This is a genomic window from Pseudomonas sp. UM16 (assembly GCF_050312595.1).
In the GTDB taxonomy this organism is placed as follows: domain Bacteria; phylum Pseudomonadota; class Gammaproteobacteria; order Pseudomonadales; family Pseudomonadaceae; genus Aquipseudomonas.
In genome coordinates, this window is sequence record NZ_JBNPJT010000027.1 from 22857 (window position 1) to 35718 (window position 12862).

Genomic DNA, 12862 nt, shown 5'->3' on the forward strand with positions numbered 1-12862 from the left:
GGAACGAGCCTTGGTCGCTGCCGGGCGAGCAATTATTTAGCAGCCCGGCAGAATTTCCGTAAAGATTACGTGACAAAAAACCGGTATTCGCTCAACAAAAGCCCTCGAAATATCGGTACCCTGCTAATTCTGTAAAATAATCGTTACAGAAAACCGCACGATTAGCCAGCCCCTCGAGACGCTGGACCGATGCAAAATGCGGCGCTGCGGGTTATCTCTTAAGCAACGGCTTGATCACATAACAAAAAAGGCCCTCAGCAGGAGAGCAGCATGAAACACACGCAATACGTGGCTCGCGAGCCCGATGCGCAAGGGTTTATTGACTACCCGCAGCAGGAACATGCGGTGTGGAACACCCTGATTACTCGCCAACTGAAAGTAATCGAGGGCCGCGCGTGCCAGGAATACCTGGAAGGCATCGAACAATTGGGCCTGCCGCACGACCGCATCCCACAGTTGGGTGAAATCAACAAAGTGCTGGGCGCCACCACCGGCTGGCAAGTTGCTCGTGTGCCGGCGCTGATCCCCTTCCAAACCTTTTTTGAGTTGCTGGCCAGCAAGCGCTTTCCGGTGGCGACCTTCATTCGCACCGAAGAAGAGCTCGACTACCTGCAGGAACCGGATATTTTTCACGAGATCTTCGGCCATTGCCCACTGCTGACCAACCCCTGGTTCGCCGAATTCACCCACACCTACGGCAAACTTGGTCTCAAAGCGACCAAGGAAGAACGTGTCTACCTGGCCCGCTTGTACTGGATGACCATCGAGTTCGGCCTGGTCGATACCCCGCAGGGGCGTAAAATCTACGGTGGCGGCATCCTCTCCTCACCGAAGGAGACCGTCTACAGTTTGTCCGATGAGCCTGAACACCAGGCTTTCGACCCGCTGGAAGCCATGCGCACCCCGTATCGCATCGACATCCTGCAACCAGTGTACTTTGCCCTACCCAACCTCAAACGGCTGTTCGACCTCGCCCACGAAGACATCATGGGCATGGTCCACGCGGCAATGAAGATGGGCCTGCACGCACCGAAATTTCCACCGAAGGCGGCCGCCTGAGCCGCCTCGCAAATCAATAACAAACCACTTGCGGAAAACCTTATGAACGCCTTGAACCAAGCCCACTGCGAAGCCTGCCGAGCCGATGCACCACAGGTCAGCGATGAAGAACTGCCGGTACTGATCAAGCAGATCCCGGATTGGAACATCGAAGTCCGTGACGGCATCATGCAGCTGGAAAAAGTCTTCCTGTTCAAGAATTTCAAACACGCCCTGGCCTTCACCAATGCCGTTGGCGAGATCTCCGAAGCTGAAGGCCATCACCCAGGCCTGCTGACCGAATGGGGCAAAGTTACTGTGACCTGGTGGAGCCACTCGATCAAAGGCCTGCACCGTAACGACTTCATCATGGCTGCGCGCACCGACGAGGTCGCCAACACCGCCGAAGGCCGTAAGTAATGCACTTCAACGCGATTGGGCGCGTACCCGGCGATCCGATTCTGGGGCTGATGGAGGCTTATGCCAACGACAGCAATCCACACAAGTTCGACCTGGGTGTCGGCGTGTTCAAGGACGCCCAGGGCCTGACGCCGATTCCTGCCGCCGTCAAACTTGCTGAACAGCGCCTGCTCGAGCAACAGTCGAGCAAAAGCTATGTCGGCGGTCACGGCGATGCCGAGTTTGCTCGCCTGATCAGCGAACTGGTGCTCGGCAGCGACTCGGCACTGCTGGCCAACAAGCGCGCAGGGGCAACCCAGACGCCTGGTGGCACTGGCGCCCTGCGCCTGGCGGCAGAGTTCATCGAGCATTGCCTGCCCGGCCGCGGCATCTGGCTGAGCGACCCGACGTGGCCGATCCACGAAACCATCTTCGCTGGCGCCGGCCTCAAGGTCAGCCACTACCCCTACGTGGGTGCGGACAACCGTCTGAATGTGAGCGGGATGCTGGCGGCGCTGGAAATGGCGCCCAAGGGCGATGTAGTCCTGCTGCACGCCTGCTGCCACAACCCGACCGGTTTCGACCTATCTCAGGACGACTGGCGCGCCGTACTGGAGGTGGTTCGCCGCCGCGAGCTGCTGCCATTGATCGACTTCGCCTACCAAGGCTTTGGCGACGGCCTGCAAGAGGATGCCTGGGCAGTACGCCTGTTCGCTGCCGAATTGCCTGAATTGCTGATCACCAGCTCCTGCTCGAAAAACTTCGGCCTCTACCGTGATCGCACCGGCGCTCTGTTGGTGTGCAGCCATGATGCCGTGAAGCTGCTGGATGTACGCAGTCAATTGGCACTGTTGGCTCGCAACCTGTGGTCGACACCGCCGGATCATGGCGCTGCCGTGGTGGCGCAGATTCTCGGTGATACGGCGCTCAAGCAGCTGTGGACCGAAGAAGTCGAGGCGATGCGCCAGCGCATTGCCGAGTTGCGCGTCGGCCTGGTCGAGGCGCTTGCCCCGCATGGCCTGAGTGAGCGTTTTGCGCACATTGCCGCGCAACGTGGCATGTTCTCCTACACCGGGTTATCACCGGAGCAGGTCAAACAATTGCGTGAGCGCCATAGCGTGTACATGGTGGGCACGGGCCGCGCGAACATCGCTGGCGCTGACGCGCTGCGCCTAGGCGCCTTGGCTGCCGCCATCGCCGACGTCTGCCGCTAGACACCAGTGGATTCACCGGGGCGGCAGTCCGGCGCCCCGGTGAATCCGCTACACACGCACGCCATCAGGCAGGAAAATTCATACTGTCATTCAGACTCCTGTATCCTGCACGAGCTTTTAACAAGCCAAGCGCGCCTTGCGCAGCCTTTCCACACACTTGCGAGGAACGACGAGATGCATGAAATCCCGAACTTTCCCTTCCCAAGCCTGAACCCAGAAGAGCAGACACCTGCCACTCACAGCGCCGAACCAGCTCAGGCTGACCACGACGGCGACGAAACTCCCAGCGCCGACCAGGAATAACCGCGCAGATCAGACTGTGTGAAAACGGCTGATGCAGGGTCCACCCCCGTTAACACGTTTTCACACCGTCAAGAATTCCCTCTGGTGAAACCCGCTCACACCCACCACCTGCCACCGGCCCGACCTTCAGTAGTCGATCTTGCCGCGCCCGGCTTTGATCGCCCCACGCTTGCTTTTAGTGTCCAGACGCCGGGTTTTCGAACCCAGAGTCGGCCGGGTCGGACGTCGCGCCTTGTCCACCTTGACCGCCGCCAGGATCAGCTCACGCAAGCGCTCCAGCGCATCTGTGCGATTCTGCTCCTGGGTTCGGTATTGCTGAGCCTTGATGACGATCACCCCGTCGCGGGTAATGCGGCTGTCGCGCAACTCCAGTAAGCGCTCTTTGTAGAACGGCGGCAAGGACGAGGCTTGCGTATCGAATCGCAGGTGCACAGCACTGGAAACCTTGTTGACGTTCTGCCCGCCCGCCCCCTGGGCGCGGATAGCCGTCAGTTCGATCTCATGGTCGGGAATCTGCACGGAATTGGAAATGATCAACATAAGTCACAGGCCTGATAAGGCCCCAAGGATACCGCATAAAACAAAAAGCCCGGCACAAGGCCGGGCTTCTTCAACACAGGCTACACCTTACTTGACCGCTGTATTTGCCTCGGAGAGGCGACGGGCCTGGCGATTTCCCTTGAGGCCATAGCAAGCAAACATCACCACCAGCCACACCGGAATCGCATACACCGACATCTGAATACCCGGAATCTGCAGCATGATGCCCAGGATCAGCACCACGAAGGCCAGGCACAGGTAGTTGCCGTAGGGGTACCACAACGCCTTGAACAACGGCTTCTGGCCGGTTTTGTTCATGTGCTGGCGGAATTTCAGGTGCGAGTAGCTGATCATTGCCCAGTTGATCACCAGGGCCGCCACTACCAACGACATCAGCAACTCCAGGGCGTGCTGCGGGATGAAGTAGTTGAGCAACACTGCTACCAGGGTCACCGCTGCCGACGCCAGGATCGAACGCACCGGTACGCCGCGCTTGTCGATCTTCGCCAGGCCTGCCGGGGCATCGCCCTGCGCGGCCATGCCGTAGAGCATACGGGCGTTGCAGTAAGTGCCGCTGTTGTACACCGACAGCGCCGCCGTCAGCACCACAAAGTTGAGGATGTGCGCTGCGGTATCGCTACCGAGCAGCGAGAACACCTGAACGAACGGGCTGGCGCCATAGGTGCCACCGGAAGCATCGAGGCTGGTCACCAGGCTGTCCCACGGGGTCAGCGACAGCAGCACCACCAGGGCACCGATGTAGAAGATCAGGATGCGGTAGATCACCTGATTGATCGCTTTCGGGATCACCGTTTTCGGCTTGTCGGCTTCAGCAGCGGTAAAACCGAGCATTTCCAGGCCGCCGAAGGAGAACATGATGATCGCCAGGGCCATGACCAAGCCGCTAACGCCATTAGGGAAGAACCCGCCGTGCTCCCACAGGTTACTTACCGATGCCTGAGGACCGCCGCTACCGCTGACCAGCATGTAGCTGCCCAAGGCAATCATGCCGACGATGGCCAAGACCTTGATGATCGCAAACCAGAACTCGGCTTCGCCGAATACTTTGACGTTAGCCAGGTTGATCGCGTTGATCAGCACGAAGAAAGCTGCTGCCGAGGCCCAAGTCGGGATCTCCGGCCACCAGTAGTGCACATATTTGCCAACCGCAGTCAGCTCCGACATGCCAACCAGGATGTACAGGACCCAACAGTTCCAACCCGACAGGAAGCCGGCGAAACCACCCCAGTACTTGTGGGCAAAATGGCTGAACGAACCGGCCACCGGCTCTTCGACGATCATCTCACCCAATTGGCGCATGATCATGAAGGCGATGAAGCCACAGATCGCATAACCGAGAATCATCGACGGGCCGGCCGATTTCATCACGCCAGCCGAGCCAAGGAAAAGCCCGGTGCCAATTGCACCACCGAGGGCAATCAACTGGATATGGCGATTTTTCAGGCCGCGTTTCAGCTCACCTGAATGCGTGTTTTGTCCACTCATGAACGAAGTCACCTGCTTGTTTTTATCTGTGACGGAATCGGACCCACCGCGCTCGTGGCGCAGCGGAATTAACAAGGTGGTTACCTTGAGGATCTTGGACAACTGCTGCCCATCCAGGGCAAAAGCCGTGGGAAATCAGCCGGGTGTCAGCAAGAGTGCGCGGTACGCATTGGGGTCACAGGTAAAACGCGGCGCATTGTATACCCCTGCAGACGCGCAGGGGTCAACACGTTGCGTCAATGTCTGATGACAAAACGCAGCGTTCCTGAGGAAAGAAACTCGCCTGGGGAGGTAATCGGCGTACATGGCGCCTCCATTTGTTCTTATTGAATGCCAGGCTCTCCGGCCCGGCTTTGCACACGGCAATGACGCACATCTCACCGTTCCCAAGGGCTGCGGGCAAGCACTTGACGTGCACGTAAATCCCTCAGGCCCGGGGTTTTCGGCAAGTTCTGTTTACAGCACCGACAAATCACGGAAACCTCAACACCTGATGCATTGCTTTGTAACGATTTATTTACATGGCGGTTCAAAAACGTTCCAATGCTTCCTGGGGTGACGCTAACCCTAGGAAAAATCAGGCAAAAAAAAGCCAACCCGAAGGTTGGCTTGTTTCCTGACCCGCAGTGCCTTTATGGGCGAGGCTTGTTGCGGGTGCTTCCTGGACGCTTCGGTGCTGGCTTGCCACGCTTGTTCATCTCGCTTGGGCGCTCGGCCACAGCGCTACGGCCACTGCGCCCGCCATCCTTGCGCGGCGCTTCACCACGCGGCTGGCGAGCTGGACGCTCAGCTTCAGTACCCCGTGGTTGGCGGGCCGGACGCTCAGCTTCAGTACCCCGTGGTTGACGGGCCGGACGCTCAGCTTCACCACCACGTGGTTGGCGGGCCGGGCGTTCAGCAGCTGCGGCGCCGTCCTGCGCTGGACGCAGGGTACGCACACGCTCACCACGCCCCAGCGGACGCGTGGATTTGCGCTGCAGGCGCTCTAGCTTGTCCTTGCTCTTGTGGTTCAAGGTTGGCATCGCCACAGGGGTGAGACCCACTTCAGCGGCGAGGATGTCGACTTCCTGCTGACTCATTTCGCGCCAGCGACCCATCGGCAGGTCGGAGTTGAGAAACACCGGTCCGAAACGCACACGCTTGAGGCGGCTGACCACCAGCCCCTGAGACTCCCACAGGCGACGTACTTCGCGGTTGCGACCTTCCATCACCACGCAGTGGTACCAGTGGTTGAAGCCTTCGCCACCCGGCGCTTCCTGAATGTCGGTAAACCGCGCCGGACCGTCTTCGAGCACAACACCAGCCTTGAGGCGGGCAATCATGTCTTCGTCGACTTCACCACGAACCCGTACCGCGTACTCACGGTCCATTTCGTAGGAAGGGTGCATCAAACGGTTGGCCAGCTCACCGTCGGTGGTGAACATCAGCAGGCCAGTGGTGTTGATGTCGAGTCGACCGATGTTGATCCAACGGCCTTCTTTGGGCCGTGGCAGGCGGTCGAATACCGTCGGACGGCCTTCTGGGTCGTCTCGCGTGCAGATCTCGCCATCAGGTTTGTTGTACATGATTACCCGGCGCACGGTCTCGGCAGACTCTTCACGCTTGATCAGGCGGCCATCTACGGAAATCGCGTCATGCAGATCGACGCGCTGACCCAAGGTAGCGTTGACGCCATTGACCTTGATCCGACCCTGGCTGATCCAGGCCTCGACGTCACGGCGCGAACCCACGCCGATACGTGCGAGAACTTTTTGCAGTTTCTCGCCTGACGGCGGCAATGGCTGGGTTTCTTGCAGGTCTTTATCACTCATCTGGGCACCTCCCGGTGTAAGAATTGAAAACTGTTTTAGGCGAACAAGCGCCAAAAAGGTCGCGAATCATACGCTGATCACGCCCCGAGCGCACCTGAGACTAGTTGAAATTCTTCAATCGGGCGGTTATTTCTGCCCGAAGGGCCGAGTTACTGGCGTGGCGTTTCGGGTTGCGAATCAAGCGCCTCAGCGTCTTCAGCCGCAGGCTGCTCCTCGAGCAAGTCGTCGAAGTCGGTCTTGAGACCTTCCTCCATGGAATCGAGTTCGACCAGCAGGCTGCGAAAACTGGTCTCTTCCCGAGGCGCCTCAGGTTCGGCGCTTTCATCGGCAAGGGCCTGCAGGTGGGCCGGTACCGGCGCATCATCGAGCGCCAGGATCGGCTCTGGCTCCATCTCACGCAGGTCGGCCAAAGCTGGCAGGTCATCGAGGTTCTTCAGGTTGAAGTGATCGAGAAAGGCCTTGGTGGTGGCGAACATCGCCGGTTTGCCCGGTACCTCCCGGTAGCCAACGATACGGATCCACTCACGTTCAAGCAGGGTCTTGACGATGTTGCTGTTGACCGCCACACCACGCACGTCTTCAATCTCGCCACGGGTGATGGGCTGGCGGTAGGCGATCAGCGCCATGGTCTCCAGCAATGCACGCGAATAGCGCTGCGGTCGCTCCTCCCACAACCGTCCCACCCAAGGGGCATAGTCTTCTCGGATTTGCAGGCGATAACCGGAAGCGACTTCCTTGAGCTCGAAGGCGCGCCCGTTGCAGGACTTGCGCAGCACCTCCAGGGCCTTCTTGAATACTGCAGGTTCGGGGCGTTCAGCCTCTTCAAAGAGCTCGAACAGCCGTTCCAGTGATTGCGGTTTTCCCGAGGCCAGTAAAAAGGCTTCAAGCAATGGCGCCAGGTCGCGCGGATCGTTCAGGTTCATGGCGTTGCTCGTGGTCACTCAGCCCGGGCGCGGACGTGGATCGGCGCAAAAGGCTCATTCTGCACCAGTTCGATCAAGGATTCCTTAACCAGTTCCAGAATGGCCATGAAGGTCACCACCACGCCCAACTTACCTTCCTCGGCCGTAAACAGTTCGACGAAGGGTACGAAACCACCGCCCTTGAGGCGCTCGAGCACCTCGCTCATGCGCTCACGGGTCGACAATGCCTCACGGCTGACCTGGTGACTTTCGAACAAATCACCGCGCCGCAACACTTCGGCCATCGACATCAGCAGTTCTTCCAGGCTGACTTCCGGCAACAATTTGCGCACCTTGGCCTGCGGCGCATCCAGGCGCGGCACAATGATCTCGCGGCCGACCCGACTGAGGCCATCGATGCCCTCGGCCGCAGCCTTGAAGCGCTCGTACTCCTGCAGACGGCGAATCAGCTCGGCGCGCGGATCGCCTTCTTCCTCTTCGATCTCGATCGAGCGTGGCAAGAGCATGCGCGACTTGATCTCCGCCAGCATTGCCGCCATCACCAAGTACTCGGCCGCCAGTTCCAGGCGCACGGTCTTCATCAACTCGACGTAGCCCATGTACTGGCGGGTAATTTCCGCCACGGGAATATCGAGGATGTCGACGTTCTGCTTGCGGATCAGATAGAGCAACAGGTCCAACGGGCCTTCGAATGCTTCGAGGAATACTTCCAGGGCGTCCGGCGGGATGTACAGGTCCACCGGCATCTCGGTCATGGCCTCGCCATACACCAACACCAGCGCCAGCTCCTGCTGGGCGCCTGCTTGCGGGTCGATACGCGGCTCGCAGGTGGGCGCCTGACTCACGCTTCGACCATGAACGGTGCCGGGTCACCGCAGCCGACGCGGATAACTTCAGGTTCATCGCCCGCCAGGTTGATCACCGTAGAGGCTTTGAGGTCGCCGAAACCACCGTCGATAATCAGATCAACGTGATGTTCCAGGGTCTGGCGAATTTCATAGGGATCGGTCAACGGCTCGTCTTCGCCAGGCATGATCAGACTGACGCTCATCAACGGCTCGCCCAGCTCTTCCAACAGCGCCAAGGCGATTGGATTGGAGGGTACGCGCAAGCCGATGGTACGACGTTTCTCGTGCAGCAACAGGCGCGGCACTTCGCGGGTAGCGTTGAGAATGAAGGTATAAGGCCCTGGCACATGGGCCTTGAGCAAGCGAAAGTTCGAGGTGTCGATCTTGGCGAACAGGCCCATTTGCGATAGATCGCAGCAGATCAGGGTAAAGTTGTGGTTCTTGTCCAACTGGCGCAGGCGGCGGACCCGTTCGATGGCATTTTTGTCACCGATCTGGCAGCCCATTGCATAGGATGAGTCGGTTGGATAGATCACCACCCCACCCTTGCGGATAATTTCGACGGCCTGTTTGATCAGGCGCGGTTGCGGGTTTTCCGCATGAATCTGGAAAAACTGACTCACATTCTCTTCCTGTTCAGACGGCCGCGATAGGCTGCTCATATTTGAATCGACGCCACAGTGGTGGCAGGTCCTCTGGCAATGGCCGGTAGACACCGATCTCGCCCCAGGTGCCAGGGCCATGGAAGTCACTGCCGGCACTTGCCAGCAGACCGAACTCACGGGCCAGAATGGACATGGTGCCCACCTGTTCGGCCGGCATCATGCCGTTGACCACTTCCAGTGCCTGGCCGCCTGCTTGAATATAGTCGGCAATCAGCCGGCGGCGCTTGCTGCGTGTTAATTCGTAGTGCATCGGGTGCGCCAGGCTGACCCAGGCTCCGGACTTGCGCAGCGTTTCCACGGTCTCTTCGAGGGTCGGCCAGTGCAACTTGACGTCGCCCAGCTTGCCGGCGCCCAACCACTTGCGAAAGGCTTCAGCACGGTCTTTGACGTGACCTGCACGCACCAGATACTCGGCAAAATGCGGGCGTGCCGGGGCATTGCCGCTGTCCCCCAGCTCTTGCTGGATCGCCCGTGCACCGTCCAGGGCACCCGGCATATGCTTGAGCGCCAACCGTCGGTCGATTTCTTCGGCGCGCAACCAACGCCCGCGGTGCAGCGATTCGACGGCCTCCAGCAATGGCGCGGCGTCCAGAGCAAAGTTGTAGCCCAGGACATGGATGGTCGCTCCACCCCAGGTGCACGACAGCTCGATCCCACTGACCCACTGCATGCCCAAGGCCTGGGTGGCCGCACGAGCCTCCAGTTGGCCATCGAGGGTGTCATGGTCGGTCAGCGAGAGCATCCGCACGCCGTGCTCATGGGCCCGGGCGACCAGAACCGTCGGCGTCAAGGCGCCGTCGGAGGCCGTACTGTGGCAGTGCAGATCAACATTCATAGGTGGCGCTTTCGCTGTCATTGATGTTTGTTATTATGCCGTCACATCCTGCTTCTGGCTGCCACTGTGAAACAATTCATCGATTTCATCCCGCTGCTCCTGTTTTTCATCGTCTTCAAGCTCGAACCACGCGTCGTCGAATTCGCCGGCCACAGCTTCGAACTTGGCGGCATCTTCAGCGCCACGGCCATGCTGATCCTCAGCTCCGTGGTGGTCTATGGCGCGCTGTTCATTCGCCAACGCAAGCTGGAAAAAGGCCAATGGCTGACCTTGGTCGCCTGCCTGGTGTTCGGCGGCCTGACCTTGGCCTTCCACAGCGAAACGTTCCTGAAATGGAAGGCACCGGTGGTCAACTGGCTGTTCGCCGTGGCCTTTGCCGGTAGCCACTTCATCGGTGACCGCGTGCTGATCAAGCGCATCATGGGCCATGCCATCACCTTGCCGGACACCGTCTGGACGCGTCTGAACCTGGCCTGGATCGTGTTTTTCCTGTTTTGCGGCGCAGCCAACCTGTTTGTCGCCTTCACCTTTCAGGAGATCTGGGTTGACTTCAAGGTGTTCGGCAGCCTGGGCATGACCGTACTGTTCCTGGTGGGCCAGGGTGTCTACCTGTCGCGCCATCTGCACGACAACGACCCCAGCACCCCGCCTTCCACCCCGAAGCACGAGGATTGACATGCTCTACGCCATTATCGCCAGTGACGTCACCGACTCCCTGGAAAAGCGTCTGGCCGCCCGCCCGGCGCATATCGAACGCCTGCAGCAGCTCAAGGAACAAGGCCGCATTGTGCTGGCGGGGCCACACCCGGCCATCGACAGCAATGACCCAGGTGCCGCCGGTTTCACTGGCAGCCTGATCGTCGCCGAGTTCGACTCACTGGCCGCTGCACAGGCCTGGGCCGACGCTGACCCGTACATCGCCGCTGGCGTGTATGCAGAGGTCATCGTCAAGCCGTTCAAGCAAGTCCTGCCGTAATCTGCTGCATGCGGTGCGCCCTGGCGCGCACCGCACTCCCCGCCTTTTACCGACGCCACTGCTCATTATTCTTGTGTGCCAGCCGACAACCTGCTGAATCGACAAGAATCAGGAGTTCCAATGCGTCAAGGTCCGTTGTCCCTGCTGCTGTGCCTGTTGTTGCTGAGCCCTTTCGCCCAGGCTGAAGAGCCGACGGCCGCCAGCACGCCGCTGTCGCTTAGTGCTGGCAGCCAGATCACTGAATTGCAACAGCGTCTGGCGCAAAGCGAGCGCCAGCGCGAAGCGCTGACCCAACAACTGCACAATGCCGACAGCGAACGCGAAAGCGCCCAGCTCACCCGCCTACGCCAAGAGAACCAGCGCCTCAAGCTGGCCCTCAAGGAACTCCAGGCCAGCGCCCCGCAACGCCTGCTCAGTGACCAGCAACAATGGTTCGTGATTGGTGGCGCAGTTGCCCTCTTGGCGGCACTCTGCGGTATCTTTGCCAGTGGCGGACACAGAAAGCGTCGGCAATGGTTGAATTGAGTGAGTCATGAGCGAGCTGTTACTGATTGATGATGACCAGGAACTCTGCGAGCTGCTCGGCAGCTGGCTGACCCAAGAAGGTTTTGCGGTACGCGCCTGTCACGATGGCACAAGTGCCCGCAAGGCCCTGGCCGAACAGGCGCCGGCAGCCGTGGTGCTGGACGTGATGTTGCCCGACGGCAGCGGCCTGGAGCTGCTCAAGCAACTGCGCAGCGAACATGCCGAGTTGCCGGTATTGATGCTCTCGGCCCGGGGCGAGCCGCTGGATCGGATTCTCGGCCTGGAACTGGGCGCCGACGACTACCTGGCCAAGCCCTGCGACCCCCGCGAGCTCACCGCCCGCCTGCGGGCCGTGCTGCGCCGTAGCCACCCCAACACGACGCCAAGCCAGATCGAAGTCGGCGATCTGTGCTTCAGTCCAGCCCGTGGCGTGGTCAGCATCGATGAACAAGAACTGACTTTGACCCTGTCCGAGAGCCGCATTCTCGAAGCCTTGCTGCGCCAGCCTGGCGAACCACTGGACAAGCAGGAACTGGCGCAAATTGCCCTGGGCCGCAAGTTGACCCTGTACGATCGCAGCCTGGACATGCATGTCAGTAACCTGCGCAAAAAAGTTGGCCCACACCCCGACGGCCGCCCGCGTATCGTTGCCCTGCGCAGTCGTGGTTACTACTACAGCCTGTAATGTCAGTACGGCGTGCGGTCATCTTTACTCAAGCTTTACCCTTGCTTGACCGCTGTTGACCTTGATCTCCCTAAACTGGGCTCATCCGGTAATCACCGGCCCTAGAAAGGAGAGACACCATGCGCAAGACCCTTATCGCCCTGATGTTCGCTGCCGCTCTGCCGACCGTTGCCATGGCCATGCCTGAAGACGGTATGCGCCACGGCGATCACCACCGCGGTGGAGCGCCTTTCGCCCAGCTGGACCTGAGCCGCGAGCAGCGCCAGCAGATCGGCAAACTGATGGGCGAGCAAATGAAGAGCCGTCAGGAAATCACCAAGCGCTACCTGGAAAAACTCCCGGCAGCCGACCAGAAAGCCCTGAAAGACGAGCTGCAAGCCAAGAAAGACAAAACCCACGCCGAGATCCGCGCCCTGCTCAAGCCTGATCAGCAGAAAAAATTCGATGAGCTGAAGAAAGACCAGGACCAGCGCCGCGCCGAATGGACCGAGTTCAAAGCCTGGAAGGCTGAAAAAGCCAGCAAGGCCCAGTAAGCTGTCTGCCACCCGCCCGGCCTGCCTTGCGCAGGCCGGGCTTTTTGCCGTTGAAGGAGTC

16 protein-coding genes are annotated in these 12862 nt (G+C 59.7%); 9 read left to right on the forward strand and 7 right to left on the reverse strand.

Annotation, left to right across the window (positions count from 1 at the left end; translation table 11 throughout):
• Positions 1-270 precede the first annotated feature (270 nt).
• The 4 genes from phhA (at position 271) to ACQRAX_RS23830 (ending at position 2954) form a co-directional block, all read left to right on the forward strand.
• Positions 271-1059: a phenylalanine 4-monooxygenase gene (gene phhA / locus ACQRAX_RS23815; protein WP_412038135.1), complete on the forward strand. Its 789-nt coding sequence runs from the start codon at positions 271-273 to the stop codon at positions 1057-1059.
• Positions 1060-1101: 42 nt separating this feature from the next.
• On the forward strand, positions 1102-1458 hold the full coding sequence (locus ACQRAX_RS23820) for a 4a-hydroxytetrahydrobiopterin dehydratase (protein ID WP_107025745.1): 357 nt from the start codon (positions 1102-1104) through the stop codon (positions 1456-1458).
• Positions 1458-2651: an amino acid aminotransferase gene (locus tag ACQRAX_RS23825; protein ID WP_412038134.1), complete on the forward strand. Its 1194-nt coding sequence runs from the start codon at positions 1458-1460 to the stop codon at positions 2649-2651. The genes ACQRAX_RS23820 and ACQRAX_RS23825 overlap by 1 nt, the downstream gene beginning before the upstream one ends.
• A gap of 174 nt (positions 2652-2825) precedes the next feature.
• Positions 2826-2954, forward strand: coding sequence for a hypothetical protein (locus ACQRAX_RS23830; protein ID WP_256205418.1), 129 nt, complete (start codon positions 2826-2828; stop codon positions 2952-2954).
• Between the two features lie 126 nt (positions 2955-3080).
• On the opposite strand, the gene arfB is transcribed toward ACQRAX_RS23830, so the two are convergent.
• The 7 genes from arfB to ACQRAX_RS23865 all read right to left on the reverse strand — a co-directional run bounded on the left by arfB (position 3081) and on the right by ACQRAX_RS23865 (position 10082).
• Entirely contained in the window at positions 3081-3494 is a 414-nt protein-coding gene (gene arfB, locus ACQRAX_RS23835; protein WP_412038133.1) for an alternative ribosome rescue aminoacyl-tRNA hydrolase ArfB, read from the reverse strand.
• Between the two features lie 87 nt (positions 3495-3581).
• Positions 3582-5000: an amino acid permease gene (locus ACQRAX_RS23840; protein WP_412038132.1), complete on the reverse strand. Its 1419-nt coding sequence runs from the start codon at positions 4998-5000 to the stop codon at positions 3582-3584.
• A 632-nt stretch (positions 5001-5632) separates the two neighbouring features.
• Positions 5633-6811: a 23S rRNA pseudouridine(2605) synthase RluB gene (gene rluB / locus ACQRAX_RS23845; protein ID WP_412038131.1), complete on the reverse strand. Its 1179-nt coding sequence runs from the start codon at positions 6809-6811 to the stop codon at positions 5633-5635.
• A 149-nt stretch (positions 6812-6960) separates the two neighbouring features.
• Positions 6961-7734, reverse strand: coding sequence for an SMC-Scp complex subunit ScpB (gene scpB, locus ACQRAX_RS23850; RefSeq protein ID WP_412038130.1), 774 nt, complete (start codon positions 7732-7734; stop codon positions 6961-6963).
• Between the two features lie 14 nt (positions 7735-7748).
• Positions 7749-8447 (reverse strand): segregation and condensation protein A, encoded by a 699-nt coding sequence (locus ACQRAX_RS23855; protein ID WP_412038432.1) that lies wholly within the window; start codon positions 8445-8447, stop codon positions 7749-7751.
• Between the two features lie 128 nt (positions 8448-8575).
• Positions 8576-9205 (reverse strand): L-threonylcarbamoyladenylate synthase, encoded by a 630-nt coding sequence (locus tag ACQRAX_RS23860; protein WP_412038129.1) that lies wholly within the window; start codon positions 9203-9205, stop codon positions 8576-8578.
• Positions 9206-9218: 13 nt separating this feature from the next.
• Positions 9219-10082, reverse strand: coding sequence for a PHP domain-containing protein (locus ACQRAX_RS23865; RefSeq protein WP_412038128.1), 864 nt, complete (start codon positions 10080-10082; stop codon positions 9219-9221).
• A gap of 66 nt (positions 10083-10148) precedes the next feature.
• Here ACQRAX_RS23865 and ACQRAX_RS23870 point away from each other — a divergent pair, with 66 nt between their 5' ends.
• The 5 genes from ACQRAX_RS23870 (at position 10149) to ACQRAX_RS23890 (ending at position 12801) form a co-directional block, all read left to right on the forward strand.
• Positions 10149-10757: a septation protein A gene (locus tag ACQRAX_RS23870; protein ID WP_412038127.1), complete on the forward strand. Its 609-nt coding sequence runs from the start codon at positions 10149-10151 to the stop codon at positions 10755-10757.
• Between the two features lies 1 nt (position 10758).
• Positions 10759-11058: a YciI family protein gene (locus tag ACQRAX_RS23875; RefSeq protein ID WP_412038126.1), complete on the forward strand. Its 300-nt coding sequence runs from the start codon at positions 10759-10761 to the stop codon at positions 11056-11058.
• Between the two features lie 120 nt (positions 11059-11178).
• The gene (locus tag ACQRAX_RS23880; RefSeq protein WP_412038125.1) at positions 11179-11583 is read left to right on the forward strand and encodes a translation initiation factor 2; all 405 of its coding nucleotides are present in this window, start codon (positions 11179-11181) and stop codon (positions 11581-11583) included.
• Between the two features lie 7 nt (positions 11584-11590).
• Positions 11591-12268: a response regulator transcription factor gene (locus ACQRAX_RS23885; protein ID WP_412038124.1), complete on the forward strand. Its 678-nt coding sequence runs from the start codon at positions 11591-11593 to the stop codon at positions 12266-12268.
• A 119-nt stretch (positions 12269-12387) separates the two neighbouring features.
• On the forward strand, positions 12388-12801 hold the full coding sequence (locus ACQRAX_RS23890) for an LTXXQ domain protein (RefSeq protein WP_412038123.1): 414 nt from the start codon (positions 12388-12390) through the stop codon (positions 12799-12801).
• Positions 12802-12862 lie beyond the last annotated feature (61 nt).

Bases quoted from the DNA above. Each gene is read 5' to 3' on its own strand.
- phhA (WP_412038135.1), top strand. From the start codon at position 271: ATGAAACACACGCAATACGTGGCTCGCGAGCCCGATGCGCAAGGGTTT.
- ACQRAX_RS23820 (WP_107025745.1), top strand. From the start codon at position 1,102: ATGAACGCCTTGAACCAAGCCCACTGCGAAGCCTGCCGAGCCGATGCA.
- ACQRAX_RS23825 (WP_412038134.1), top strand. From the start codon at position 1,458: ATGCACTTCAACGCGATTGGGCGCGTACCCGGCGATCCGATTCTGGGG.
- ACQRAX_RS23830 (WP_256205418.1), top strand. From the start codon at position 2,826: ATGCATGAAATCCCGAACTTTCCCTTCCCAAGCCTGAACCCAGAAGAG.
- arfB (WP_412038133.1), bottom strand. From the start codon at position 3,494: ATGTTGATCATTTCCAATTCCGTGCAGATTCCCGACCATGAGATCGAA.
- ACQRAX_RS23840 (WP_412038132.1), bottom strand. From the start codon at position 5,000: ATGAGTGGACAAAACACGCATTCAGGTGAGCTGAAACGCGGCCTGAAA.
- rluB (WP_412038131.1), bottom strand. From the start codon at position 6,811: ATGAGTGATAAAGACCTGCAAGAAACCCAGCCATTGCCGCCGTCAGGC.
- scpB (WP_412038130.1), bottom strand. From the start codon at position 7,734: ATGAACCTGAACGATCCGCGCGACCTGGCGCCATTGCTTGAAGCCTTT.
- ACQRAX_RS23865 (WP_412038128.1), bottom strand. From the start codon at position 10,082: ATGAATGTTGATCTGCACTGCCACAGTACGGCCTCCGACGGCGCCTTG.
- ACQRAX_RS23875 (WP_412038126.1), top strand. From the start codon at position 10,759: ATGCTCTACGCCATTATCGCCAGTGACGTCACCGACTCCCTGGAAAAG.
- ACQRAX_RS23880 (WP_412038125.1), top strand. From the start codon at position 11,179: ATGCGTCAAGGTCCGTTGTCCCTGCTGCTGTGCCTGTTGTTGCTGAGC.
- ACQRAX_RS23885 (WP_412038124.1), top strand. From the start codon at position 11,591: ATGAGCGAGCTGTTACTGATTGATGATGACCAGGAACTCTGCGAGCTG.
- ACQRAX_RS23890 (WP_412038123.1), top strand. From the start codon at position 12,388: ATGCGCAAGACCCTTATCGCCCTGATGTTCGCTGCCGCTCTGCCGACC.